Annotated in this window: 30 protein-coding genes and 2 tRNA genes; 10 read left to right on the top strand and 22 right to left on the bottom strand. The window is 71.6% G+C overall.

The window, feature by feature from the left end:
• Window positions 1-9: 9 nt before the first annotated feature.
• Together sigK and BM236_RS08675 are read left to right on the top strand one after the other, a co-directional pair.
• The gene (gene sigK / locus BM236_RS08670) at window positions 10-621 is read left to right on the top strand and encodes an ECF RNA polymerase sigma factor SigK (protein WP_091122549.1); all 612 of its coding nucleotides are present in this window, start codon (window positions 10-12) and stop codon (window positions 619-621) included.
• Window positions 611-1330 carry an anti-sigma factor gene (locus BM236_RS08675; RefSeq protein ID WP_091122551.1) on the top strand — a complete coding sequence of 240 codons (720 nt, stop codon included), beginning with the start codon at window positions 611-613 and terminating at the stop codon, window positions 1328-1330. The genes sigK and BM236_RS08675 overlap by 11 nt, the downstream gene beginning before the upstream one ends.
• A gap of 24 nt (window positions 1331-1354) precedes the next feature.
• On the opposite strand, the gene BM236_RS08680 is transcribed toward BM236_RS08675, so the two are convergent.
• The 5 genes from BM236_RS08680 to BM236_RS08700 form a co-directional block, all read right to left on the bottom strand.
• Window positions 1355-1960: a PALP domain-containing protein gene (locus BM236_RS08680; RefSeq protein ID WP_091122554.1), complete on the bottom strand. Its 606-nt coding sequence runs from the start codon at window positions 1958-1960 to the stop codon at window positions 1355-1357.
• A gap of 87 nt (window positions 1961-2047) precedes the next feature.
• On the bottom strand, window positions 2048-2551 hold the full coding sequence (locus BM236_RS08685; RefSeq protein ID WP_091122556.1) for a GNAT family N-acetyltransferase: 504 nt from the start codon (window positions 2549-2551) through the stop codon (window positions 2048-2050).
• A complete protein-coding gene (locus BM236_RS08690) occupies window positions 2548-2943 on the bottom strand; it encodes an arsenate reductase ArsC (RefSeq protein WP_091122559.1) in 396 nt (131 codons plus the stop codon). The genes BM236_RS08685 and BM236_RS08690 overlap by 4 nt, the downstream gene beginning before the upstream one ends.
• A complete protein-coding gene (locus BM236_RS08695) occupies window positions 2943-3620 on the bottom strand; it encodes an aquaporin (RefSeq protein WP_091122561.1) in 678 nt (225 codons plus the stop codon). Before BM236_RS08695 ends, BM236_RS08690 begins: the two co-directional genes overlap by 1 nt.
• The gene (locus BM236_RS08700) at window positions 3617-4024 is read right to left on the bottom strand and encodes an ArsR/SmtB family transcription factor (RefSeq protein WP_245750220.1); all 408 of its coding nucleotides are present in this window, start codon (window positions 4022-4024) and stop codon (window positions 3617-3619) included. Before BM236_RS08700 ends, BM236_RS08695 begins: the two co-directional genes overlap by 4 nt.
• Before the next feature lie 29 nt (window positions 4025-4053).
• Here BM236_RS08700 and BM236_RS08705 point away from each other — a divergent pair, with 29 nt between their 5' ends.
• Window positions 4054-4491 (top strand): ArsI/CadI family heavy metal resistance metalloenzyme, encoded by a 438-nt coding sequence (locus BM236_RS08705; protein ID WP_091122565.1) that lies wholly within the window; start codon window positions 4054-4056, stop codon window positions 4489-4491.
• A gap of 325 nt (window positions 4492-4816) precedes the next feature.
• Here BM236_RS08705 and BM236_RS08710 read toward each other — a convergent pair whose 3' ends face one another.
• The 11 genes from BM236_RS08710 to BM236_RS08760 all read right to left on the bottom strand — a co-directional run bounded on the left by BM236_RS08710 (window position 4817) and on the right by BM236_RS08760 (window position 12966).
• On the bottom strand, window positions 4817-5104 hold the full coding sequence (locus BM236_RS08710; protein ID WP_245750221.1) for a HepT-like ribonuclease domain-containing protein: 288 nt from the start codon (window positions 5102-5104) through the stop codon (window positions 4817-4819).
• Window positions 5105-5133: 29 nt separating this feature from the next.
• Window positions 5134-5454, bottom strand: a complete 321-nt coding sequence (locus BM236_RS18950) for a nucleotidyltransferase family protein (protein ID WP_175507617.1) — start codon at window positions 5452-5454, stop codon at window positions 5134-5136.
• 194 nt (window positions 5455-5648) lie between these two features.
• Window positions 5649-5721, bottom strand: a tRNA-Ala gene (locus BM236_RS08720).
• Between the two features lie 55 nt (window positions 5722-5776).
• Window positions 5777-6895: an ABC transporter permease gene (locus tag BM236_RS08725; protein WP_217645269.1), complete on the bottom strand. Its 1119-nt coding sequence runs from the start codon at window positions 6893-6895 to the stop codon at window positions 5777-5779.
• 8 nt (window positions 6896-6903) lie between these two features.
• A complete protein-coding gene (locus tag BM236_RS08730) occupies window positions 6904-7788 on the bottom strand; it encodes an ABC transporter ATP-binding protein (protein WP_091122855.1) in 885 nt (294 codons plus the stop codon).
• A 47-nt stretch (window positions 7789-7835) separates the two neighbouring features.
• On the bottom strand, window positions 7836-8741 hold the full coding sequence (sepX, locus tag BM236_RS08735) for a divisome protein SepX/GlpR (protein ID WP_091122573.1): 906 nt from the start codon (window positions 8739-8741) through the stop codon (window positions 7836-7838).
• Window positions 8742-8832: 91 nt separating this feature from the next.
• The gene (locus tag BM236_RS08740) at window positions 8833-9429 is read right to left on the bottom strand and encodes a GNAT family N-acetyltransferase (RefSeq protein WP_091122856.1); all 597 of its coding nucleotides are present in this window, start codon (window positions 9427-9429) and stop codon (window positions 8833-8835) included.
• Complete coding sequence (locus BM236_RS08745; RefSeq protein WP_091122575.1) at window positions 9422-9901, bottom strand: MogA/MoaB family molybdenum cofactor biosynthesis protein; 480 nt, start codon at window positions 9899-9901, stop codon at window positions 9422-9424. The genes BM236_RS08740 and BM236_RS08745 overlap by 8 nt, the downstream gene beginning before the upstream one ends.
• Window positions 9898-10377 (bottom strand): cyclic pyranopterin monophosphate synthase MoaC, encoded by a 480-nt coding sequence (gene moaC / locus BM236_RS08750; RefSeq protein WP_091122578.1) that lies wholly within the window; start codon window positions 10375-10377, stop codon window positions 9898-9900. Before moaC ends, BM236_RS08745 begins: the two co-directional genes overlap by 4 nt.
• Window positions 10377-11591, bottom strand: coding sequence for a molybdotransferase-like divisome protein Glp (gene glp / locus BM236_RS08755; protein WP_091122580.1), 1215 nt, complete (start codon window positions 11589-11591; stop codon window positions 10377-10379). The genes moaC and glp overlap by 1 nt, the downstream gene beginning before the upstream one ends.
• Window positions 11581-12966, bottom strand: coding sequence for a UTP--glucose-1-phosphate uridylyltransferase (locus tag BM236_RS08760; protein ID WP_091122582.1), 1386 nt, complete (start codon window positions 12964-12966; stop codon window positions 11581-11583). Before BM236_RS08760 ends, glp begins: the two co-directional genes overlap by 11 nt.
• Window positions 12967-12989: 23 nt before the next feature.
• On the opposite strand from BM236_RS08760, the gene BM236_RS08765 reads away from it, so the two are divergent.
• The 4 genes from BM236_RS08765 (at window position 12990) to BM236_RS08780 (ending at window position 15148) form a co-directional block, all read left to right on the top strand.
• Window positions 12990-13619, top strand: a complete 630-nt coding sequence (locus tag BM236_RS08765; RefSeq protein WP_245750222.1) for a 5-formyltetrahydrofolate cyclo-ligase — start codon at window positions 12990-12992, stop codon at window positions 13617-13619.
• 94 nt (window positions 13620-13713) lie between these two features.
• Complete coding sequence (locus BM236_RS08770; RefSeq protein ID WP_091122862.1) at window positions 13714-14022, top strand: FmdB family zinc ribbon protein; 309 nt, start codon at window positions 13714-13716, stop codon at window positions 14020-14022.
• 56 nt (window positions 14023-14078) lie between these two features.
• Window positions 14079-14729 (top strand): SAF domain-containing protein, encoded by a 651-nt coding sequence (locus tag BM236_RS08775; protein ID WP_091122584.1) that lies wholly within the window; start codon window positions 14079-14081, stop codon window positions 14727-14729.
• 53 nt (window positions 14730-14782) lie between these two features.
• On the top strand, window positions 14783-15148 hold the full coding sequence (locus BM236_RS08780) for an MscL family protein (protein ID WP_091122863.1): 366 nt from the start codon (window positions 14783-14785) through the stop codon (window positions 15146-15148).
• Window positions 15149-15172: 24 nt separating this feature from the next.
• On the opposite strand, the gene BM236_RS08785 is transcribed toward BM236_RS08780, so the two are convergent.
• A complete protein-coding gene (locus BM236_RS08785) occupies window positions 15173-15370 on the bottom strand; it encodes a lysozyme family protein (protein WP_091122587.1) in 198 nt (65 codons plus the stop codon).
• Window positions 15367-16743, bottom strand: a complete 1377-nt coding sequence (locus BM236_RS08790; protein WP_091122589.1) for an LCP family protein — start codon at window positions 16741-16743, stop codon at window positions 15367-15369. Before BM236_RS08790 ends, BM236_RS08785 begins: the two co-directional genes overlap by 4 nt.
• 167 nt (window positions 16744-16910) lie before the next feature.
• Here BM236_RS08790 and BM236_RS08795 point away from each other — a divergent pair.
• Window positions 16911-16986: transfer RNA gene (locus BM236_RS08795), tRNA-Arg, on the top strand.
• A 23-nt stretch (window positions 16987-17009) separates the two neighbouring features.
• Here the strand turns inward: BM236_RS08795 and BM236_RS08800 are convergent.
• The 4 genes from BM236_RS08800 to BM236_RS08815 all read right to left on the bottom strand — a co-directional run bounded on the left by BM236_RS08800 (window position 17010) and on the right by BM236_RS08815 (window position 21350).
• Window positions 17010-17219 carry a hypothetical protein gene (locus tag BM236_RS08800; RefSeq protein ID WP_139230067.1) on the bottom strand — a complete coding sequence of 70 codons (210 nt, stop codon included), beginning with the start codon at window positions 17217-17219 and terminating at the stop codon, window positions 17010-17012.
• Window positions 17216-18196 (bottom strand): TIGR03557 family F420-dependent LLM class oxidoreductase, encoded by a 981-nt coding sequence (locus BM236_RS08805; protein ID WP_091122594.1) that lies wholly within the window; start codon window positions 18194-18196, stop codon window positions 17216-17218. Before BM236_RS08805 ends, BM236_RS08800 begins: the two co-directional genes overlap by 4 nt.
• 152 nt (window positions 18197-18348) lie before the next feature.
• Complete coding sequence (locus tag BM236_RS08810) at window positions 18349-19995, bottom strand: methyl-accepting chemotaxis protein (RefSeq protein WP_217645270.1); 1647 nt, start codon at window positions 19993-19995, stop codon at window positions 18349-18351.
• A gap of 122 nt (window positions 19996-20117) precedes the next feature.
• The gene (locus tag BM236_RS08815; RefSeq protein ID WP_342714163.1) at window positions 20118-21350 is read right to left on the bottom strand and encodes a saccharopine dehydrogenase family protein; all 1233 of its coding nucleotides are present in this window, start codon (window positions 21348-21350) and stop codon (window positions 20118-20120) included.
• A gap of 157 nt (window positions 21351-21507) precedes the next feature.
• Here BM236_RS08815 and BM236_RS08820 point away from each other — a divergent pair, with 157 nt between their 5' ends.
• Both BM236_RS08820 and BM236_RS08825 read left to right on the top strand, forming a co-directional pair.
• Window positions 21508-21885, top strand: a complete 378-nt coding sequence (locus tag BM236_RS08820; protein ID WP_091122599.1) for a hypothetical protein — start codon at window positions 21508-21510, stop codon at window positions 21883-21885.
• Between the two features lie 106 nt (window positions 21886-21991).
• Window positions 21992-22702, top strand: coding sequence for a response regulator (locus BM236_RS08825; RefSeq protein ID WP_091122601.1), 711 nt, complete (start codon window positions 21992-21994; stop codon window positions 22700-22702).
• The last annotated feature ends 91 nt before the right edge of the window (window positions 22703-22793 follow it).

Below are 22793 nucleotides of genomic sequence, written 5' to 3' on the forward strand. Positions count from 1 at the left end.
ACTAGGACCGTGAACCACCTCAGGCCCGTGCCCGACGGCGCCCCCGAACCGGGGGCGCCGTCGGCGCCCGACCTCGGAGACCTGCTGCGGCGATCGGCCCGGGGCGACCAGACGGCCTTCGCCGCCGTCTACGACGCCGTCGCACCGAAGGTCTACGGCCTGGCGCTCCGGGTGTTGCGCGACCCCGCGCAGGCCGAGGAGGTCGCGCAGGAGGTGCTGCTGGAGATCTGGCGCACCGCCTCGCACTTCCGGGCCGAGCGGGGTAGCCCGCTCGCCTGGATGCTGACCATCACCCATCGCCGGGCGGTGGACAGGGTCCGCGCCGCGGAGTCGGCGACCCGGCGTGACGTCGCCTACGGGCATCGGAACCAGTCGGTCAGCCACGACGCGACCGCCGAGGCGGCGCACGCCTCGCTCGACGCCCGCCGGGTCCGCGGCGCCCTCGACGCACTGACCCCCGTCCAGCGCGAAGCCGTCCAGCTCGCCTACCTCGGGGGCTACACCCACACGGAGGTCGCCAGCATGCTGGACCTGCCGGTCGGGACCGCCAAGACCAGGATCAGGGACGGCCTGATCCGCCTGCGAGACACGATGGGAGTGGGGACGCGCGATGAGCTCTGACATCCACGCACTGTCGGGCGCCTACGCCCTGGACGCGCTCGACGCCGACGAACGGGCCGAGTTCGAGCGACACCTGGTGGGCTGCGACGCCTGCCGGACCGAGGTCGACAGCCTCCGTGAGGCGGCCGCCGAGCTGGGCCACCTCATCGAGGCGACGCCTCCCGCCGGCCTCCGCGAGCGGGTGCTCGCGGACGCCGCCGTGGTCCGGCCGCTGCCGCCGGCTATCGCAGCCGTCGACCGACGCAGGCGCCGCCGTCCGCTGACCGCGCTGATCGCGGCCGCAGCAGCCGTGCTCCTCGTGGGAGGCGGCGTGGCGTGGCATCCCTGGGACCGCTCCTCGGAGCCGACCACCGTCACCGCAGCCGACCGGGTCCTGCACGCCCCCGACACCCAGCGCACCGGGACGGTCACCCTGCCGCACGGCGGCAGCGTGACGGTCTACCGCTCGGTCAGCCTCGACAAGGCCGCCGTGGTGGTGAAGGACCTGCCCGATCTCCCGGACGGCGAGGTCTACCAGATGTGGCTCCAGGACTCCCGCGGCGCCATGGCACCCGCCGGCATCGTCGGGAAGGGCGTCGCCACGGCACGGATGGTGCTCGACGGCCCCGCATCGGCGGCGGTCGGAGCCGGGATGACCGTGGAGCCTGCCGGTGGCTCCTCGCAGCCCACGAGCGCTCCCGTCGCGCTGCTGTCGTTCACGGACGCCTGACGGCCACCGGGCATCGGCGGTCGCTCAGCCCTCGTCCTCGGCGGCGAGCTCGAGCAGGACCGCGCGGACCTCGGCGATCTCGACGTCCTCGGTGCGCCGGCCCCACTGCTCGGGCTGGCGCGCCCGGACGCAGCCGAACGGGTCCGGACACGGCGCCGCCACGAGCATCGTGTGCAGCGCCTGCAGCTCGCCGGCCAGACGAAGCGTCTGGCCGTAGGCCGGGTGGAGCCGCTGGTCGTCGAGCGGGACGCCCGCCAGGTCGCGGACGAGCTCCAGGACGACCCGTCCCAGGGTCGCCGCGAGCTTCCGCTCCGCGGCGCAGCCGCCGAGCCCGACGACCCGGTCAGGCAGGTCACGCGCGGCCTCACCGGCCGCGGAGAGCGCGCCGGTCACGGTGAGCACCTCGGCGGCCGCCACGTGCTCGACGGCGCGACGCCGCAGCCCGCGACGCTTCGTCTCCGTGTCCTCCGACGGAGCCGCCGGCAGAGTGAGGGACGCGGTGCCGGACCACTGGTCGACGCGAGCAAGGTCCTGGTACGCCGCCTCGGCGACGTCGGCGAACCGCTCCTGAGTCGCGGGGTCGGCGAACAGCACGTAGCGAGCCACCGGCTTGCGACGGTCGACCAGCATGCGGCGTACCCCTTTCCCGACCCCCTCGGCGCAGCCTGCGGGGGTCCAGCCTTCTCATCGGCCGTCAGGGGTGACTTCTGAGACCTCTCACCCGCCGACGACGGAACTGCGGCGCTCGACGAGGACGACGTCGCGCCACTGCCCCGCCAGGGGACCGGTGACCATCTGGCCGAGCCGTACACGGGTGCCGACCACCCGGAACCCCGCCGAGAGGTGCAGTCCCAGGCTCGCCGCGTTCTCCGGGAAGATCCCCGACTGGATCGTCCAGATCCCCTCCGCCTCGGTGGAGGCGATGAGACCGTCCAGCAGCGCTCGGCCGATCCCCCGACCGGCGACCGACGGGTCGACGTAGACGGAGTGCTCCACGACGCCCGCGTAGACGCACCGGTCGGAGACCGCCGAGGCGGCGACCCAGCCGAGCACCCGGCCGTCGTCGAGCGCGACGAGTCGCTGGCCCGGCAGCTTGGCCGCGTCGAACGCCTCCCACGACGGCGGCTCGCTCTCGAACGTCGCCTGGCCGGTGGCGATGCCGGCGGCATAGATGCACTCGACCTCGGGCCAGTGCCCGGTGGTCAGGGGGACGATGGTCACGTCAGCTCCTCGATGAGCGTCTCCACCCGCTTTCGGATCTCGTCGCGGATCGGCCGGACCGCGTCGATGCCCCGGCCGGCGGGGTCGTCGAGCGCCCAGTCCTCGTAGCGCTTGCCCGGATAGAACGGGCACGCGTCTCCACAACCCATGGTGACGACCACGTCGGCCTTCTGAACAGCCGTGTCGCTGAGCAGCTTCGGGGTCTCGGCTGCGATGGCGACGCCCTCCTCCGCCATCGCCGCGACGACCGCGTGGTTGATGCGATCGGCGGGCGCGGAGCCGGCGGAGAGCACCTCGATCCGGTCGCCCGCGAGGTGCCGCAGGTAGCCGGCGGCCATCTGGGAGCGGCCGGCGTTGTGGACGCACACGAAGAGGACGGTCGGGCGCGACATCAGGCCTCCTGGATCTCGGGGTGGGATTCCGGGTGGAGCAGAAGCACGAGCCCGGCACCCAGTGCACCACCGATGAGCTGCATCAGGACGAAGACGGGCACCGAGCTCGGCGCGATGCCCGCGAAGGTGTCGGTGAGCGTCCGAGCGAGGGTGACGGCGGGGTTGGCGAAGCTGGTGGAGCTGGTGAACCAGTACGCCGCCGCGATGTAGCCGCCCACCGCGATGGCAACCGTCTCGATCCGCGCCGATCGCAGTGAGCCGAAGACGACAACCACCAGACCGACGGTCGCGACGACCTCGCCGATGAGCGGTCCCTCACCCCTGCGATGGTGGGTCGAGATCCCGACCGCGTCGAGGTCGAACATCAGGTTGGCGACCACGCTGCCGAGTGCACCGCCGGCGACCTGGGCGGCGACCAGCACCAGAGCGTCCGTGGTGGTCACCCGCTTGAGGGCCAGCTCCACGAGCGTGACGACCGGGTTGAACGAGGCGGACACCGGCTGTAACGCGAGGATCAGCGCGACCAGCACGGCCCCGGTGGCGATGCTGTTCTCCAGCAGCTGGAGCCCGGTGTCGCCCGGCGAGAGCCGCTGGGCCGCGATGCCGGAGCCTACGACGGCCGCCACCAGGAACGCCGTGCCCAGGAGCTCGGCCGTCGCCCGGCGTACCAACGTCACGCGGTCACCCCGCCGAGCAGGGTGGCCAGGTCGCTGAGCGCGCCCGCGTTGACGCGGTAGTAGACCCAGACGCCGCGCTTCTCGCGTTCGAGCAGCCCGGCCTCGTGCAGCAGCTTGAGGTGGTGGCTGATCGTGGGCTGGGAGAGGTCGAAGGCGTCGTTCAGGTCGCAGACGCAGGCCTCGCCGTCCGCGTGGGAGGACACGAGGGAGAGGAGCCGCAACCGCACCGGGTCGGCGATCGCCTTCACCAGCGGCGCGATCCGCTCGGCCGCCTCGGCGGACAGCGGGTCCCGCGTGACCGGCGAGCAGCAGGCGACCGCCTGGACCGGCGTGAGCTCGAGGAGCGACTTCGACATGTATCTATATTGACGGATGTCGATATGTGGTGGCAAGGTCGCAGACATCGATGTTCATCAATATGTAGGAGGAAACCATGTCCCGCATCCAGCTCGCCCTCAACGTCGCCGACATCGACGCAGCAGTGGAGTTCTACTCCACGCTCTTCGACACTCCGCCCGCCAAGCGGCGGCCCGGCTACGCCAACTTCGCCGTCGAGAACCCGCCGGTGAAGCTCGTGCTCTTCGAGAACCCGTCCGCGACCGGGACCCTCAACCACCTCGGCGTGGAGCGCTCCTCGATCGAGGAGGTCCACACCGAGGCCGACCGCCTCGAGGCCGCCGGCCTCGCCCTGGAGGAGCAGGGCGACGTGGTCTGCTGCTACGCCCGGCAGGACAAGCACTGGGTCACCGGCCCCGACAACCAGCGCTGGGAGAACTACGTCGTCCTCGCCGACGCGCAGCCCGAGCTCGAGGGCCGGACGTCGGCCGACCTGCCGCTGGTCGAGGCAGGGAGCGCGGCCTGCTGCTCCTGAGACGTGGCGCGGGCCGTCACGCCGGGCGAAGGGAGCCTTTGACCAGCTCTGCGCGATGTGAGGCGGCCAAAGGCTCCACTCGGCACCGGAACGGGACGAGCGGCAGGCCCGGACCACGCCTGCGAGACGACCGGAGATGACGAAGGGCGGTCCTCGCGGACCGCCCTTCGCTCGGTGGAGGTAAGGGGATTCGAACCCCTGGCCTTCTCATTGTGAAGGCGCCCGCAGGTACGAGGCGCCGCGCCTGACAGCCACTTCCATGCTTGCGGTCGTTGCAAGGAATGCACCGTCTCGCGTCGTGGGGGTACCAAGGGGGTACCAAGCCTCAGCGAGCGCGTAACTGATCGGCGAATGGGGCGAGCTGGTTCTCGACGATGTCGCGGACCACGTCCGGATCGACACGGAAGTACTCGTGAATGACGACGTTGCGGAGTCCTGCGATGGCTGGCCACGGCACATCCGGGTACTCAGCGCGGGCTTCCTCGGGCAGTGCCCGCACCGCCTCGCCAAGGACGGCAAGGTTCCGCAGAATCGCGTCGTACGCCATCGAACTCAAATCGCCGACATCAAGATGCGGCGCATACGCCTGGCAGCGTTCGATCGCCGCAAGCATGTCAGCGAAACGCTCGTCAGCCGACCGACTCATACCGCGATCGCATCAAGCAGGGCGCTCGCCGCGACCGGCTCGCGGAGCAGCTCCTGCGACACGACGTCGACCCGCACGCCGAGCAAGACGCTCAGCTCCTCGCTCAGCCCTGCGATCCGCAGGAGCGCGTTGCCGCGATCTGGGAGCAGCTCCACGAGAAGATCGATGTCGCTCGTCGCGGTCGCATCACCCCGTGCCACGGACCCGAAGACGCGCGGGTTCGTCGCCGCATAACGGTCGAGGATCGCTGCGACGGCGTCGCGGCGCGCGAGTAGCCCCTCGCGAAGCGAGATGCTCTCAGCAGATGCGGCGCCCACAGATCGAGCGTAGCCGAGGGACACTCCTGCGCGCCTCAACCACCGAGGCTCGGGTTCGCGAAAGTGAGACGCGCAAGATCCGCATCTTCGAAACTCACGGCGCCCGGATCGGGGGTACCAGCACTCCGGCCGAGAACGACGGAACCCCCGATTGATCCTGACGTTTCCGCAGGTCAACCGGGGGTTCCACTCGGTGGAGGTAAGGGGATTCGAACCCCTGGCCTTCTCATTGCGAACGAGACGCGCTACCAGCTGCGCCATACCCCCGCGAGTGCGTCGCCAAGGCTAGCACCGGGCCTCGCGCGACTCGAAATCAGGCCGGCTACCGTCCGGCGACCGCGTCGCGCACGGCGTCGCGGAGCGGGATCTTGCCGCCCGTGCGCAGCAGCGAGTTGCGGTAGACCCGCTCGCCCACCGCGATGACGGCCACCGTGGTGACCACCAGCAGCGCGAGTGAGCCGAGCGGCTCCCACCAGTGGGCGTCGCCGCTGAAGACCAGGCTCGGCATCGAGATCGGCGCCGAGAACGGCAGCCAGGCCAGCACCCGGGTCAGCAGCACGTTGTCGTGCGCGACGAACGAGAGCACGTAGGGGATCATGATCAGCATCGTCACCGGCGAGGTGGCCGAGCCGATGTCCTCCGACCGCGACACCAGGCTCGCGGTGGCGGCGAACAGCGCGGCGACCATCACGAACCCGAACGCGAAGAACACGACGAACCAGAGGATCGGTGCGCTGAGGTCGCCGACCGAGATCGCGTCGCCGGTCAGCGCGAGGCCGAGGAGCGCCACGGCCGCGACACCGACGATCTGTGCGATCGCGAGCGCCGAGTTGCCGAGCACCTTGCCCGTGAGCAGCGCCCGCGCCGGCACCGTCGAGAGCAGGATCTCCACGATCCGCGTCGCCTTCTCCTCCACGACGCTCTGGGCGATCTGGGTGCCGAAGAGCGAGGCGGCGAGGAAGAACAGCACGCCGAAGGCGATGGTGACGAAGTAGGCGACGGCGGGGTCGTGGCCCGTCGGGTCGACGAGCTCCACCTTCGGCGCGGCCGAGAAGGCCTGGACCGCGCGGGTCGGTGGGTCGCGCAGCCCCAGGACGGTGAGCGAGTCGTCGCCGAAGACGAGGACGGCGTCGACGTCGCCGTCGCGCAGCAGCTGCTCGGCGGCAGGACGGTCGACCGAGCGGTCGCGCACGTCGAAGTACGCCGCCCCGTCGGAGTCCTTCATCGTGTCGAGGTCGACCGGGGAGGTGCCCACGACCGCCACCGACACCGGGTCGGCGCCGCCGACGAGGTTGGGCAGCACGGTCGCCGCGGCGGCCGCCAGGAGCAGCAGCCCGAACATCCAGCGGAACGCCTTCGACCGCAGCCGCGTCGTGATCTCGCGCTCGGCGACGAGCCGGACCGTCGCGACGAACGTCGGCTGGGTGATCTGGTCACTCACCGCGGCACTCATCCGACCACCTCTCGGAAGATCTCGGCCAGGGACGGCTGGACGTGGCGCCAGGAGTGCACCGGTCCTCGGGCGATGGCCGTGGCCAGCAGGTCGCGGCGTACGTCGTCGGGCGCCTCGAGCTGCACCGAGGTGTCCGTGGTCGCGCCGACCGTCCCCCGCCCGTCGAGCCACCCGGGCACCCAGTCCGGGTCGTCCACTCCGAGCTCCCAGACGCGCCTGGCGTACTGCGCCCGCAGCTCGTCGCGTCGGCCGGCGGCCCGGATCTGCCCCCCAGCGATGATCACCAGGTCGTCGCACAGGCGCTCCACGACGTCGAGCTGGTGGGAGGAGAAGAGGACGGGGACGCCTCGGGCGGCCTGCTCCTTGAGGACGTTCTGGACCAGGTCGACCGCCATCACGTCGAGCCCCGAGAAGGGCTCGTCGAGCACGAGCAGGTCCGGCTGGTGCACGAGAGCGGCGGCGATCTGCGCCCGCTGCTGGTTGCCCAGCGACAGGCTCTCCAGGGGGTCGTCGGCCCGCGCGCCGAGCTCGAGCTGCTCGAGGAGTCCGTCGGCGCTGCGTCCGGCGGCCGCCGCGGTCCAGCCGTGCAGCCGGGCGAGGTAGACCAGCTGCTCCCGCACCCGCATCTTCGGGTAGAGGCCGCGCTCCTCGGGCATGTAGCCGAAGCGGCGCCGGGCCGCCGCCGAGACGGGGATCCCGTCGATCAGCACGCTGCCCGAGTCGGCCGCGAGCACGCCGAGGATGATCCGCATCGTGGTGGTCTTGCCGGCTCCGTTGCCGCCGACGAACCCCGTCAGCCGGCCGGCCTCGATGGTGAACCCGACGTCGTCGAGCGCCCGACGCTCGCCGTAGCTCTTGGTCACACCGTCCAGAACGAGCACGCCCGCCACCCTAGTAGGGGGTGACGGGTGGGAGTCGGGCGGTGGTTTCAGGCGCCGCTGACGCGGCGCTGGGCCGGCGCGACCGAGGGCGCCACCGACGATGCGCCGGCAGCGCGGACGGCGTCCGCCTGCTGGGCCAGGGCGCTGTCGGCGGCGGTGTGGCCCGAGGTCCACACACCGGTCGAGTCGAGGTCGATGGTGCTGATGGCGCGGCGCGCCTTCGGCTTCGAGACGTACGTCGGCAGGGTGACCGGGACCAGCTCCCAGCCGTCGCCCGAGGCGATCGGCTCGGCGGCCGCCACCCGCTGCATCGAGCCCGTGGGGGCGTCGTCGCGCACGGTGGGCACCTCGCTCGTCTCGTCGGACAGGCTCGGCTGGTCGACGGACTCGTCGGCCGCCACCGGAGCGACTGGGCGGCGCACCGGAGGCCGGGCGGCCGGGCGCTGGGAGCGCTCGTTGCGGACCATCAGCCGGCAGGCGACGAGCCACGCCACAAGCAGCGTGACGGGCGCGACGATCCACCACGCACTGATGACCCGGCCGGCGGCGACCGCGGCGACCATCGCCGTGAGGACCAGGATGACGCCGAGGACGCGGCGGCGCCGGCGGGCGGCGTGGGAGGTGGCCGAGCGGCGGACGAACGTCTGGGCCGCGAAGAAGCCGGTCTGCTCCGGATCGGCGGCCACGGGCGGCGCGACCGGCGGTGCGGCCGGCGGTGCGGCCGGCGGCGCAGGCGGAGCGGCCGCAGCGGGCGTCGACGGCTTGCGGCCGGTCACCAGCTGCGTCCTGCTCCGGTCGACCGGCTCGCGACGCGCGAGGACCCGCATCGTGTGCGAGAACTTGTCGACCGTGCGGCTGCGGGCGCCCGCATCGTGGTGCTCGAGCGCCTTGGGGATGAGGTAGGCAGCCCACGCAACAGCGAGGCCGACGAAGATGAAGGCGCTGGGATCCACGTACGAGAGGTTAGAAGCGATAGCGGAGCGCGGCTCGGACGTCCAGTGGTGTGTCGCAAATTGCTGGTGTGACTGATGTGATTTCTGCGCTTCAGCGCACCAGGGAGATCAGGCCACCCGGCGGGACGTCCTCCGCGGTGATGCCGTAGAGCCGGTGGTCGCGCCAGTCGCCGTCGATGTGCAGGTAGCGCGGGGCGTAGCCCACCTCGGGGATGCCGAGCTTCTCGACCACCCGCAGCGAGTTGGAGTTCTCCGGCCGGATCGCCACCTCGATGCGGTGCAAACCGGTCGCGAAGCAGTGGTCGAGGACCAGGGCGACCGCCTGGGGCACGATCCCGCGGCCGGCGTACGCGACGTCGACCCAGTAGCCAACGGAGGCGAACATGGCCGACCCGCGCACGATGTTGGAGACCGTCACCTGGCCGACGAAGTGGCCGTCCACCTCGATCGCGAAGGGGTACGCCGTCCCCTGCCGCGCGGCTCGGCGCAGCCGCCGCACCAGCGCCCGGAACGTGGTCGGGCGGCCGTCGCCGCCGGGCGGGACGGTGGCGTCCCACGGCCGCAACCAGGCGGCGCTGCGCTGGCGCGCGGAGCGCCACTCCACCGCGTCGCGGGCCGAGAGCGGCCGGACCGTGACGTCGCCGGAGCGGAGCGTGACCGGCCACGAGCCCGGTCTCGCGTCAGTGATCACTGCCCACCGACTGCTCGACGGCGTGCAGCAGGACGGGGCGCAGCACGTCGATCGCGTCCTTCACCCCACCGCGCGAGCCGGGCAGGTTGACGACCAGGCAGTGGCCGGCGAGCCCGGCGAGGCCGCGCGACAGCATCGCCGACGGGACGCCCTTCGCGACGCCCGCGGCTCGGATCGCCTCGGCGATGCCGGGGACCTCGTGGTCGAGCAGCTGGCGGGTCTCCTCGGGGGTCCGGTCGGTCGGCGTCAGGCCGGTGCCGCCGGTCGTGAGCACGACCCGCGCGCCGGCGATGACGAAGCCGCGGATCGCGTTGCCGACCGGCTCGCCGTCGGGCACCACGGCCGGCTCGCCCACGAGGAAGCCGAGGTCGGCGAGGAAGGCGGTGAGCAGCGGGCCGGTGGTGTCCTCGTAGACGCCCGCCGAGGCACGGTTGGACGCGACGACGACGCCCGCGGGCAGGTGGGTCATCTGTGCCAGTCCCCCGACTTTCCGCCCGTCTTGGACTCGATCCTCACGTCGGTGATCACGGCGCCCTTGTCGACCGCCTTGACCATGTCGATGACGGTGAGCGCGGCGACCGAGACGGCGGTGAGCGCCTCCATCTCGACGCCGGTGCGGTCGGCGGTCCGCACCGTGGCGGTGATCTCCACCGCTCCCCCTTCGTCCAGGTCGGCGACAGCGAGGTCGATGGTGACGCCGGAGATCCCGATCGGGTGGCACAGCGGGATGAGGTCCGGGGTCCGCTTGGCGCCCATGATCCCGGCGATCCGGGCGACGGCCAGCGCGTCACCCTTCGGGACGCCCGCGCCGCGCAGCAGCCCGATCACCTCGGCCGAGACGAGCACCCGTCCGGTCGCGGTCGCGGTGCGCGCGGTCACGTCCTTCGCGGTCACGTCGACCATGCGGGCGGCGCCGGACTCGTCCAGATGCGTGAACTCGGCCATCAGTCGTCCAGTGGGAGGACGTCGACGGTTGCGCCGGCCTCGAGCCCGGTGGTCTCCTCGGGGACGACGAGCAGGGCGTTGGCCTGGGCGAGGTCGCCGATGAGGTGGGAGCCGGGGCCGCCGACGGGGCTGACCGACGAGCCGTCGTACTCCGCCCTCAGGAACTGGCGCAGCCCCGGCCGCGACGTGACGGCGTGCGTGAGACGCGCGCTGACCGTCGGCGCCACCTCCGGACGCATGCCCATCAGACGGCGCAAGGCCGGCAGGACGAACACCCGGAAGGAGACGTACGCCGACACCGGGTTGCCCGGCAGGGTGAAGATCGGGATCCGGTCCTCGCCGACGCGGCCGTAGCCCTGCGGCTTGCCGGGCTGCATCGCGACGCCGCCGAACCAGACGCCCTCCGGCCGCAGCGCCTCCTTGACCACGTCGAAGTCGCCCTGCGAGACACCCCCGGAGGTGATCACCAGGTCGGCGCGGACCAGCTGGTCGTTCAGCGCCTCGAGGAACTTCGCCGGCTCGTCGGGGACGATGCCGACGCGGTAGGCGATCGCTCCGGCCCGGCGGACGGCCGCGGCCAGCAGGTAGGAGTTGCCGTCGTAGATCGAGTCGTGGCCGAGCGGCTGGCCGGGTTCGCGCAGCTCGCTGCCCGTCGAGAGGATCACCACGCGCGGACGCGGCCGGGTCGCGACCGTGGCGCGGCCGACGGCGGCGAGCAGGCCGAGCTGACGCGGCCCGAGGATCGCCCCCTCGCTGAGCACCAGGTCGCCCTGCCGGACGTCGTCACCCAGGAGCCGGACGTGCTCGCCCCGGTCGCTCGGCGCCCGGGTGATCACGACGCGGGCCACCCCGCGGTCGGTCCACTCGTAGGGCACCACGGTGTCGGCGCCGGTCGGCATCGGGGCGCCCGTCATGATCTTGGCCGACGTGCCCGGAGAGAGGGCGAGCAGGCCGGCCTGACCCGCGGCGATCTCGCCGACCACCGGCAGGTGCACCGGCCTCTGCTCCGTCGCCGTGGCGACGTCCTCGAAGCGGACGGCGTAGCCGTCGTGGGAGGAGTTGTCGAAGCCGGGCAGGGAGACGTCCGCATGGACGTCCTCGGCGCTGGCCAGCCCGAAGGCGTCCATCAGCTGCTGCGGGTAGGCCGGCAGCGGCTCGATGTCGCCGAGGATGCGGTCGCGGAGGTCGTCGACGGAGGTGAGGCTATTCGGCACTCGACGACAGTACCGAGTCCGGGGCGACGCGCTGCGCACCAGCCGCCTGGAGCTCGACCTTGCCGATCACCTGCACGCCCTTGCCGAAGGTCCAGTCGCCGGCGACCGTGAGGGAGCTCGCCTTCCGCAGGGACGGGATGCCCTCGGGGAAGCGCCGGTCGAAGTCCGCGACGACCTTGTAGTACTGGTCGTCGAGCTCGATGAAGGGGACCTCCTCGACCGTCTGGTCGAGCACGAACCCGTCGGCCAGGTCGTAGACGTCGGAGCGCAGCACCATGAGGTCGTTGGTCGTCTTGACCGGGACGAAGCGGTCGCGGCCGACCTCGATCAGCGCCGAGCCCTCGAAGATCTCGATCGCCGCGCCCATCGCCGTCTCGATCTGGACGACTTCGGGCGACTTCTTGTCGGCCGGGTCGACGTTCTTGACGTTGCGGATGAGCGGCAGGCCGAGGATGCCGCCGCGGACGTCGAGCGCCTCCTTCATCGCGCGCAGGTCGAACCAGAGGTTGTTGGTCGAGCAGTAGCGGTGGCGGCTCAGGTCGCGCAGCGCCTCGACGTCGGCCGGCAGCGTCTGCGCGGTCTCGCGCAGGATGATCCGGCCGTCGGACCTCCGGCGGGCGAAGTGGCCGCCCTTGCGGTCGCTCGGGGTCCGACGCACGGCCTCGATCGCGAACGGCGCACCGCTCGTCGCGAACCAGCCGGCGACCTTCGGGTCGGGCACCGCGCCGAGGTTGTCGGAGTTGGCGACGAAGACGTAGCGGTAGCCCTGCTCGAGGAGCCGGTCGAGCAGGCCGCTGCCGCGCAGCGCCGTGTAGAGGTCGCCGTGGCCGGGCGGACACCATTCCTGCTCGGGGTCCTTGGGCCAGCTCGCGGGGCTGAGGTCCTTGACGAGGAGCTTGGGCTCCTTGTTCTGGAGGAACTCCAGCGGCAGGCCCTCGACCGGCAGGTCGGTGTAGCGCGCCAGGGCGGCGAGCGTGTCGGCCGAGGTGCGGAACGAGTTCATCAGGAGCAGCGGCAGCGTTGCGTCGTACTGCTGGCGCAGGTGGAGGACCTGGCGCGCGATGACGTCGAGGAACGACAGCCCCTTGCGCACGCACAGAAGCGACTTGGCGCGGTCCATGCCCATGGAGGTGCCGAGACCGCCGTTGAGCTTGATCACCGCCGTCTGGCGCAGTGCAGCGACCCCGTCCTCGTCGGCGACCTGCACGTCGGCGAGAGCGGGCATGTCGACCGGCTCGATCGACGCCTCCGGGATCATCCCTGTCTCACCGTGCTCGAGGAGTCGGTAGTAGTGCGCGAAGGTCTCGACTGCGACCTCGTCCACCCCGGCGTCCCGCATCTTCGCGACCGCCCGTTGCAGCCCTGCGCTACCCATAGGTTCGATCGTAGGCTGACCGGGTGGCCGATCGGCAATCGTTCTCCTCATCTGGGGGATCAGAGGACCCCTCCGGCCTGACGGGCAGCAAGGTGGCCACCCGCGACCAGCTGCTCGCCGGACGGCGTCGGCGGTCGCTGGCCGAGGTCGGTGAGGCGGGTGCGGAGATCGCCCGACACCTCCTGGCGTCGGAGGAGGTACGCAGGGCGGCGACCGTGGCGGCGTACGTCTCGATGGGCACCGAGCCCGGCACGGGCCTCCTCCTCGAGCAGCTGCTCGAGTCCGGGCGGCGGGTGATCCTGCCGGTGCTGCAGCCCGACAACGACCTCGACTGGGGGGTCCACACCGGCTCGCTCGTGTCCGCCCGGCGCGGGCTGCTCGAGCCCGCCGGGCCCCTGCTCGGCCCGGCCGCCGTGGCGACCGCCGATCTCGTGCTCGTGCCAGGGCTCGCCGTCTCCCCCGCCGGTGAGCGGCTCGGCCGCGGGGGCGGGTCCTACGACCGCGCGCTGGCCCGGGTGCCGGTCGGCACACCCGTCTGGGTCCTCCTCTACGACTCCGAGGTCGGGGTCCCGGTGCCGGTCGAGCCGCACGACCGTCCGGTGACCGGCGCCGTCACGCCGTCGGGGATCTCGCGACTGCGGCCCACGGCGTAGGACGCGCTAGACTTGGCAGTCGCCGGCGGCGAGTGCTAAACGAGACGTCGGTTCGGCCTTGACCGGTCGAGCTCGTCGAGACCCAGGAGTGATCGTGCCCACCTACCAGTACGCCTGCACCGAGTGCGGCCACGCCTTCGAGCAGTTCCAGTCCTTCTCCGAGGACGCCCTGACGGTCTGCCCCGCGTGCAGCGGCAAGCTGCGCAAGCTCTACAACGCGGTCGGCGTCGTGTTCAAGGGCTCCGGCTTCTACCGGACCGACAGCCGCAGCACCACGTCGAGCGCGTCGAGCGCGTCGAGCGCATCGGGCTCGTCAACGGAGTCGTCCTCGCCGTCGACGTCCTCCTCGTCGGCTTCGTCGGGCGGTTCCGCCACCCCGGCCGCGGCCGCCTCCGCCGACTGAGCGGCTCCTGTGGAGAGCGCGACGCACGGCCGGCGCATCCGGCCTAGCGTCGTGACGTGCCTCGCCCACTCCCCGGTCGCGTCCTCTCGGGCGTACGCCGTCGGCTGCTCGCCCATCGGCGCCTGCTCGCCGGGCTGCTGACCGCCGTCGCGGTCGCGGCCGGCCTGCGCGCCGTCGCACCGCCGGGTCCTGAGACGGTCGCGCTCACCGTCGCCGCCCACGACCTGGCCGCGGGCTCGACGGTCGCGGCCGCCGACCTGACCACGACCGACGTGCCGCCCGCAGCGGTTCCGGACGGAGCGCTCGCCGACGCCGCCGGCGCCGTGCTCGCCGCACCGCTGCGACGCGGCGAGCCGATCACCGACGCGCGACTCGTCGGGCCGGCCCTCACCGCCGCACATCCCGACCTCACGGCGCTGCCGGTGCGCCTGCCCGACGGCGCCATGGCGGCGATGCTGCGGCCGGGCGACCGGATCGACCTCTACGCGGTCGCCACCGCGGGGGATGCGGCGGCCGCGTCCGGCGAGGCGACGCGGGTCGCGGCAGGCGTACTCGTGCTCGCCGTGCCGCCGCAGGAGGAGTCCGCGAGCACCGCGTCGGCGGGACTGAGCGGACGCCTGATCGTCATCGGGGTTGCCGACCCGGCCGTCGCACGAGTGACCGATGCGTCGGCGCGGTCCTTCCTCACCTACGCGTTTGTTCACTAAGGTCCAGCGACCAGGAGGGAACTTCACTCAAATCGACGAGCATGGAGATCAACATGAGCGGTTTCAAGAACTTCTTGCTACGCGGCAATCTCATCGAGCTCGCAGTCGCCTTCATCATGGGTGGCGCCTTCGCCACCGTCGTCACCGCGACGGTCGCGCTCATCATGGACCTCATCGGCAAGGTGGGCGACTCGCCTAACTTCTCCAACTACACCCCGAGCGGCATCCACGTCGGCGCATGGCTGACGGCGCTCATCTCGTTCCTCATCCTGGCCGCCGTCGTCTACTTCCTGATCGTGGTGCCCTACACCAAGGCCAAGGAGCGCTACTTCCCGACCAGCGACGAGCCCGGCACGCCTGAGGACGTCGCCCTGCTCACCGAGATCCGCGACCTGCTCGCCTCGCGCCCGACCGTCTAGCCGCACCGAGCCGGGGAGCGCCGGTCAGGAGCCGTGGTGCGGAGGCACCTGTGCCCTGAGCCAGGCGTCGGATCCTCGATCGTCGATCTCCGGCTCGTCTCGCTCGTCCCCCGTGGTCTCGGGGAGGACGTCCCCGAAGATCCGCGCCAGCCGACGCTTCCGCTCCCAGTCGGACTCGGCCCCCTCGCCGCGACCGGGGTCGGATCCGGCCGCGTCGGTCACGTGCAGAGCCCGACGTACTCGCGGTCCTTCTTCTCCTCCTCGGAGAGACCGCCCGCCTGGTCGCCGCCGGTCGGGGACGCGGACGTGGACGTGCCATCGGTCGGGGTGGTGGACGGCGTGGAAGGGCTGGACGGCGCGGACGGCGACGCCTGGTCCGTGGCGCCCGAGGTGGGCTTGCCACCGGGGACGTTGTCGACCCGGATCGAGTTGGCGGTGAGGACGTCGCCGAGCGCCTTGTCGTTCTTGATCCGGTCCCAGATCGTGTCCGCGTCGGAGGTCCACAGGACCCGGCCGCTCTCGTCACCGGTGCCGTAGACGAACGGCACCGTGAGGAACTCGACCTTGTCGAGCCCGATGTTCTTGAACTGCAGCGCCAGCCCGGCCATCTCCTTGAGGTTGCCCAGCCCGGTCGAGCCGACCTCGGAGAGCTCGAGCGACTTCGTCGCGGCGCGCAGGAACTTCACGACCTTGAGCGGGTTGGCGAGCGTGTTCGCCGACATCACCTGGCTCACCATCGAGGCGATGAACGCCTGCTGGCGTCGGGTGCGGCCGATGTCGGAGCCGTCGCCGATGCCGTGCCGCACGCGGACGTAGGCGAGCGCCTTGTCGCCACTCACCTTGTGGGTGCCGGCCTCGAAGGTGGTGTTGGTGTAGCTGTCGTGGAACGTCTGGGGGACGCAGATGTCGACGCCGCCCACGGCGTCCACCATCCCCTTGAAGCCGCCGAAGTTGACGACGACCGAGTAGTCGATCGGGATGCCGGTGTCGTGCTGGAACTGGCTGATCGTGCACGCGGGGCCGCCGTAGGCGAACGCGGCGTTCCACATCGTCCGGCTCGAGCCCGGGATGACCTCGCCGCTCTTGTCCTTGCAGTCGGGCCGCTCGACCAGCGAGTCGCGCGGGATGCTGATGCCGTAGGCGTGCTTCCGGTCGCGCGAGAGGTGCAGCAGGATCGTGGTGTCGGAGAGGCCAGCGGTCTTCTCGTTGTCGACGCCACAGCCGTCGCAGTCGCGGGAGTCCTCGCCCATGATCAGGATGTTGATCGGGTCCTTGGGGCCCGTGAACTGCACCTTCTTCGGCGCCTTCTCGACGAACTGGTCGCCGTAGTCGGCGATCGTGAGGTTGCCGTTGAGGTCGCGGTAGAGATAGGCCACGCCGAGCGCGGTGACGATCGCGAGTACGACGAGGGTGCTGGTCACGACCTTGAGGACGGTGTGGCGGCGGCGCACCCGGGCCCGGCGGCGGCCGCCGCGCGTCGTGCGTGACGCGGTGCGCCGGGCGATGCGCGGGTCGACCGGGCGCTCGACGGTGTCGTCGATGCCGCGGGCCGAGGGGTCGCCGACGTGGGCAGGCTGCTGCTCGACGTCGGTCATCGGTCACCATCACTCGGGGTCAGTCGCGGGCGTGTACCTCACGCGTCCATCGAGAATGTACGCGGGTGGGTCAATTGTGACCGGCAGGGCCGGTGATCCCCAAAAACCCGCGCGACGGGTGGCGGTTTCGTCCCGGGCCGAGCCCGATGCCAAGATGTCTGCGTCCCGCCCCTATAGCTCAGAGGATAGAGCGCCGGTTTCCTAAACCGGGCGTCGCAGGTTCGATTCCTGCTAGGGGCACCACAGGTCGCAGGTGCCACCCCGTCTCAGACCCCGGGGCCCCGCTCGTCGCGTCCGTCCGGGTCCTGCCGCTCACGAGGGATCGAGGTCGGCCCTTGCGGGTCCACGTCGAGCCGCTCGCGGTCGTTGGCGACGTCCGCGCTGCGTCGTCGGTCGATCACGAAGGCGGTGATGTACCACCCCGCCCAGAGGACGACGATGAGGATCGCGATCGGCAGCAGCAGCCACATGCTCATGACGACGCCTCCGTCGGTCCAGCGCCTCGGGCTCGTACGGCGGGCAGCACGTCCTTGCCGAACGCCTCGATCATCTCCCGGTAGTGCGGGCCGATGTTGGCGACGTAGATCTCCTCGAAGCCGGCCTCGACGTACGGCTGGAACGACTGCACGTGCCGGTCGACGTCCGGTCCGCCCACGATCGCCTCGCGGGTCTGCTCGCGGGTGACGAGCGTCGAGGCCTGCTCGAAGTGCTTCGGCGACGGCAGCACCTGGGCGAGCTCACCGGGCAGACCGGCGTTGGCCCACAGCCGGTGGGCGTGGTCGACGCCCTCGTCCTCGGTCGGGGCGTACGCCGCCTTGAAACCGGCCATCGCGGGCTTGCCGCCGGACACCTTCCGGAACTGCTCCAGCAGGTCGGTGTCCGGCGTGGTCGTCACGTAGCCGTCGCCGATCCGGCCGGCGAGCTCGGTCGCCTTGGGGCCGAACCCGGAGACGTAGACCTCGGGCATCTCGTCCGGCAGCGTGTAGATGCGGGCGTTCTCGACGGTGTAGTGCCGACCGCGGTGGTCGACCTCCTCGCCGGTCCACAGCTTGCGCATCACCTCGACGGCCTCCTCCAGCATCTCCAGCCGGATGTCGGCCGAGGGCCACGGGTCGCCGTGGATGTGCTCGTTGAGCGCCTCGCCGCTGCCGACGCCCAGCCGGAACCGGCCCTCGTGCAGCACCGCGGCGGTGGCGGCGGCCTGCGCGGTGATCGCCGGGCTGATCCGCATCGTCGGGCAGGTCACCGCGGTGGTCACCGGGAGCTTCGTGGCCTGCGCCAGCGCGCCGATCACGCCCCAGACGAACGGGCTCTCCCCCTGCTCGTCGTTCCAGGGGTGGAAGTGGTCGCTGATCCAGAGCGCGTCGAAGCCCGCCTGCTCGGCGAGCACGGCCTGCTCGATGAGCTCGTGCGGTCCGTACTCCTCGCAGGACAGGAAGTAGCCGATCTTCATGGCGCGCCAGTACCCCGCCACCCGAGCCCATGCACCACCCGAGTCGGCAGAAGCTCCCGCCCCACAACGGCCGAGTCGGCAGAGGCTCGCCGTTGCTTGCGAACTTCTGCCGACTCGAGGCTCGGAGAGGGGAGCTTCTGCCGACTCGGCGGTCAGTAGACGAAGGACGCGACCTGCAGGCGGAGGTCGGCGGCCATGCGGGCGAGCTCGTCGGTCGCGGTCCGCGACTGGGCGACGGCCTGCGTGGTGCTCGCGGCGGCACTCGCGACGCCACCGATGTTGAGCGCGATCTCGCTGGTGCCGGTCGCGGCCTGGGCCACGTTGCGGCTCATGTCCATCGTCGTCGCGGTCTGCTCCTCGACAGCCGACGCGATGGTCAGCTGGGACTCGTTGATGGTGCCGATGACCTCGGTGATCTGGCCGATGGCGTCGATGGCGCCGCTGGTGTCGGCCTGGATCGTGTGCACCTTGCCGATGATCTCCTCGGTGGCCTTCTGCGTCTCCTGGGCGAGGTCCTTGACCTCGTTGGCGACGACGGCGAAGCCCTTGCCCATCTCGCCGGCGCGGGCCGCCTCGATGGTGGCGTTGAGCGCGAGCAGGTTGGTCTGGGCGGCGATCGAGGTGATCGCCTTGACGACGTTGCCGATCTCCTCAGAGGAGGTGCCGAGCCGGCGGACGCTGTCGTTGGTGACCTGGGCGGCCGAGACGGCGGTCGAGGCGACGCGGGCGGCCTCGGTGGCGTTGCGGGCGATCTCGCGGATGGAGGCGTCCATCTGCTCGGAGCCGGCGGCGACCGTCTGCACGTTGCCGGAGACACGCTCGGAGGCGTCGGCGACGACGCCGGCCTGGACGCTGGTCTCCTCGGCCGCGGCGGCGATCTGCACGGAGGACGCGGAGAGCTCCTCGGCGGAGGCGGCCACCGCGTCGGCACTGCCGACGACACCGGCCATGACCTCGCGGAAGTTGGTCTGGGCGCGCTCCAGCGCGGCAGCCATCTGGCCGATCTCGTCCTTTGTGGTCACGCCCACGGGCTGGGTCAGGTCACGCTCGGCCATCGCCTCCAGGGCGCCCTGCACCGAGCGGATCCGGCGCTGGATGGCGCGGGAGATCACCAGGCTGAGGGCGATCGCGAGCAGCAGGCCGACGACGAGGATGGCGAACTGGCGCACCACGCGGCCGTCCGCGTCGTCCACGGCGGCCTTGGCACTGGTCTCGAAGAACTCGATGCCGGTCGCGTCGGCCGCGTCCATCGAGTCGGCCATCGCGCTGACAACGGGGGCCATCTTGGCGTCGTACGCCGCCGTGAAGGCCTTGTCGTCGTTGAGGTTCATGGCGGCCGAGAGGTCGTTGTCACGCACCTGCTTGAAGTCGGCCCACGCCTTCTTGAACGTGCCCCACCAGGGGTACGGCTTCAGCATGGCGTCGACCTGGGCGATCCCCTTCTCGACGTCGGCGTCGTTGGAGGCGATGTCGGCCCTCCACTTGCCCCGGGCCTCATCGGTCGTCTGCGTGGCGAGCATCGCCACCTGCATCCGCGCCTTGATCTCGTTGGCGTGGATCTCGGCGAGCGGGGTGGCGACCGCGCCCTGGGTGTCGGCGAGCGTGGTGATCTCGTCGCTCGCGTGGTGCAGGCTCGATGCGGCGTAGATGGTGCACGTGATCGCGACCGCGCCCAGGACCGCGACCGTGGTCAGCAGCTTGGTCTGGATGCCGCGGTCGGCGAACCAGGCGACGAAGCGACGGGCGACGCCGAGACGTCGTACGTCCGGCAGCGTTGCGGCACGGGGCGGAATGCTCACGGCAGTCATGGAGGACCTCGGGGGACGATGGGGCCAGAAACGTGACCGAGCCGGTCACCGATGCTCCCTTCGGCCGGGCCGCCCCGGACCTGAGCGACGCGCCTGAGTGACGCGCGTCCGGCTCAGGAGATCCGCTCGAAGCGAATCCCCGCCCGCTGAAGTCGCTCGAGCAGCCGGTCGCCCACGGCCTGGGCCGTGGTCACCTGCCCCGCGGTCGGCGGGTTGTCGTCGAGGGCGAGGGAGAGGGCCGTCTCGGCGAGCATCTTCGAGGTCTCGGTGTAGCCGGGGTCGCCACCGGACACGCGGGTGTGGATCCGGCGGCCGCCCGTCTCGCCGACGAGGTCGACGGTGAAGTACGACTTCTCCCTGCGCCGCTCGGAAGGCCCGTCGCCCTGGGGCAGCCGGCGCCCGATCGCCTCGCGCAGGGGTCGCAGTTGGGCCGCTGCGGCGATCGCGCCGACGACCGCGGCGCCCCCGACCGCGTAGCGCAGCGTCTTGGTCCCGGCGAAGTGCGAGTAGCGGAACTCGGGGCCGTACGCCGGCAGGGCCCGGCCGCTACGGGCGATGATCACGGGGTCGATGGTCGGCAGGGGCACCAGCCAGTAGCCCAGCTCGGCGTCGCGCCCCGGCCGGCCCTGGACCGACCGCGACGAACGATCGCCCGGCCGCTGCTCGGCGCGCCGGCGGGCCTTGGCCGCCTCGGCCATCGGGCGGGCGCGGGCGAACTGGCCGAGCGCGGAGTGCAGCGTCCCGCCCGAGGCTGCCGCGTTGCTGCGCACCACGCCGCGCACGGTGAGCGGCTCGGTGACCGGGCCGCTCCTCTCGAGCTCGCGGACCAGGTGCAGGACGCCCAGGTCGTGCGGGACGGAGTCGAACCCGGCCGCGTGCACGAGCCGGGCTCCCGTCCGCTCGGCGGTCGCGTGGTGGGCGACGAACATCCGGTCGACGAACTCCGGCTCACCGGTCAGGTCGACGTAGTCGGTCCCGGCGTCGGCGCACGCGCGCACCACCGCCTCGCCGTGCTGGAGGTAGGGGCCGACGGTCGTGGCGACGACGCGGGTGCGCGCGGCCACCGCCGCGAGCGACGCGGGGTCGGAGACGTCGGCGTGGAGCAGCGGCAGGTCGGCGTACGCCGGCCCGAGCCCTGCCCGCACCTGCTCCAGCCGCTCCTGGTTGCGGCCGGCCAGCCCCCAGCGCAGCCCCTCGGGGGCGTGCTCGGCGAGGTAGGCGGCGGTCAGCGCACCGGTGAAGCCGGTGGCACCGAGGAGGACGATGTCGAGATCCCGGTCGAGATCCCGGTCCAGATCCCCGTCGAGGTCTCGGTCGGGGCTGGGGTGCTCGCGGTCCGTGGTCACCGGGCCACCTTGCCATGACTCCGGGCGGTTTCCTACCCACCAGTAGGCTCGGGTCGGGACCTACGTCCCGAGTTTGCCGATGCGCGTCACCTCGCCCGGTCGTCCTCGTTGGTGAGGCGGGGTCGAACGGTCGCATCGCGGACGCGGAGGAGGGGACATGCAGAGCATCGAGGTGGAGCTGGGCGACTTCAGCCTGCGTCGCCGCTCCCTGCTCGTCTCCCACGTCGCCGCTGACCTTCCGCGAGGACTGGAGCCCGGCGAGCAGGTCCTCCTGCACGACCGCGTGCGTGGCTACTTCTCTGCGCACGTGGCCGACCTGGACTTCACGGCGGGTGACACCGTCTACCGGGTCGCGATCCGGAGGGGCCTGACCGACGATCAGGCGCTCGAGCGGATGCGCGGGACCTTCGCGCCGACCGGGGGACGGATCACGAGGACGGACCTCGTCGACCTGCTCGGCCAGCTCCGCGGGACCGTCGCGGCAGCTCCAGCGCCGGTCCCGGCGACGGCGACCCGTCGCAGCGGCGTCAAGTAGCCGCACCTGGCCCGTTCGGGCTACCCGATGCGGCGTTCGGGCGATCCTGGGACCGGTGTGCCCATTCACCTGCGGAGACGCTGTCCGGATCGGGAGAATCTCCCCCATGGGTGGTCATATCCGCGTGTTCCTCGTCGACGACCATGAGATCGTCCGACGGGGTGTGAGGGATCTGCTCGAGTCGGAGGGCGACATCGAGATCGTCGGCGAGGCGGCCACCGCCGCCGGCGCGACCGAGGCCATCCTCGCCGTCCGCCCCGACGTGTGCGTCCTCGACGCCAACCTGCCGGACGGGTCCGGCATCGACGTGTGCCGCGACGTGCGGGCGGTGGACCCCTCCATCAAGGGCCTCATCCTGACGACGTACGACGACGACAGCGCCATCTCGGCGGCCATCCTGGCCGGTGCGGCCGGCTACGTCCTCAAGCAGATCGAGGGCAGCTCGCTGGTCAGCGGCGTCCGTCTCGTCGCCAGCGGCCACAGCCTCATCGACCCCGTGGTCGCCACCCGGGTCGTCGAGCAGGTGCAGTTCCACCGCCGCTCGGTCGACCTGCTCACCGACCTGACCCCGCAGCAGAGCAAGATCCTCTTCCTCATCGCCGAGGGACTCACCAACCGCCAGATCGCCGAGCGCCTCTACCTCGCCGAGAAGACGGTCAAGAACCACGTCACGGGGCTGCTCGCCCGGCTCGGCGTACGTCACCGCACCCAGGCGGCCGTCCTCGCGCTCAAGCTGCGGGGCGAGGGCCAGGCGGCCGCGCCGGTCAGCATCCCCCGCTCGCGCCCGGTCGTCCCCGTCACCGAGGCCGCGATCTAGAGACACCGGATCCCGGGTCCCGCCCTCGTTCCAGGCAGGGCCCGGGATCAGTCGTGTCCGGGGGCGGCAGCACAGGTGACTCAGGGTTCGC

The organism is Nocardioides terrae, from assembly GCF_900112345.1.
GTDB classification, from domain to species: domain Bacteria; phylum Actinomycetota; class Actinomycetes; order Propionibacteriales; family Nocardioidaceae; genus Nocardioides; species Nocardioides terrae.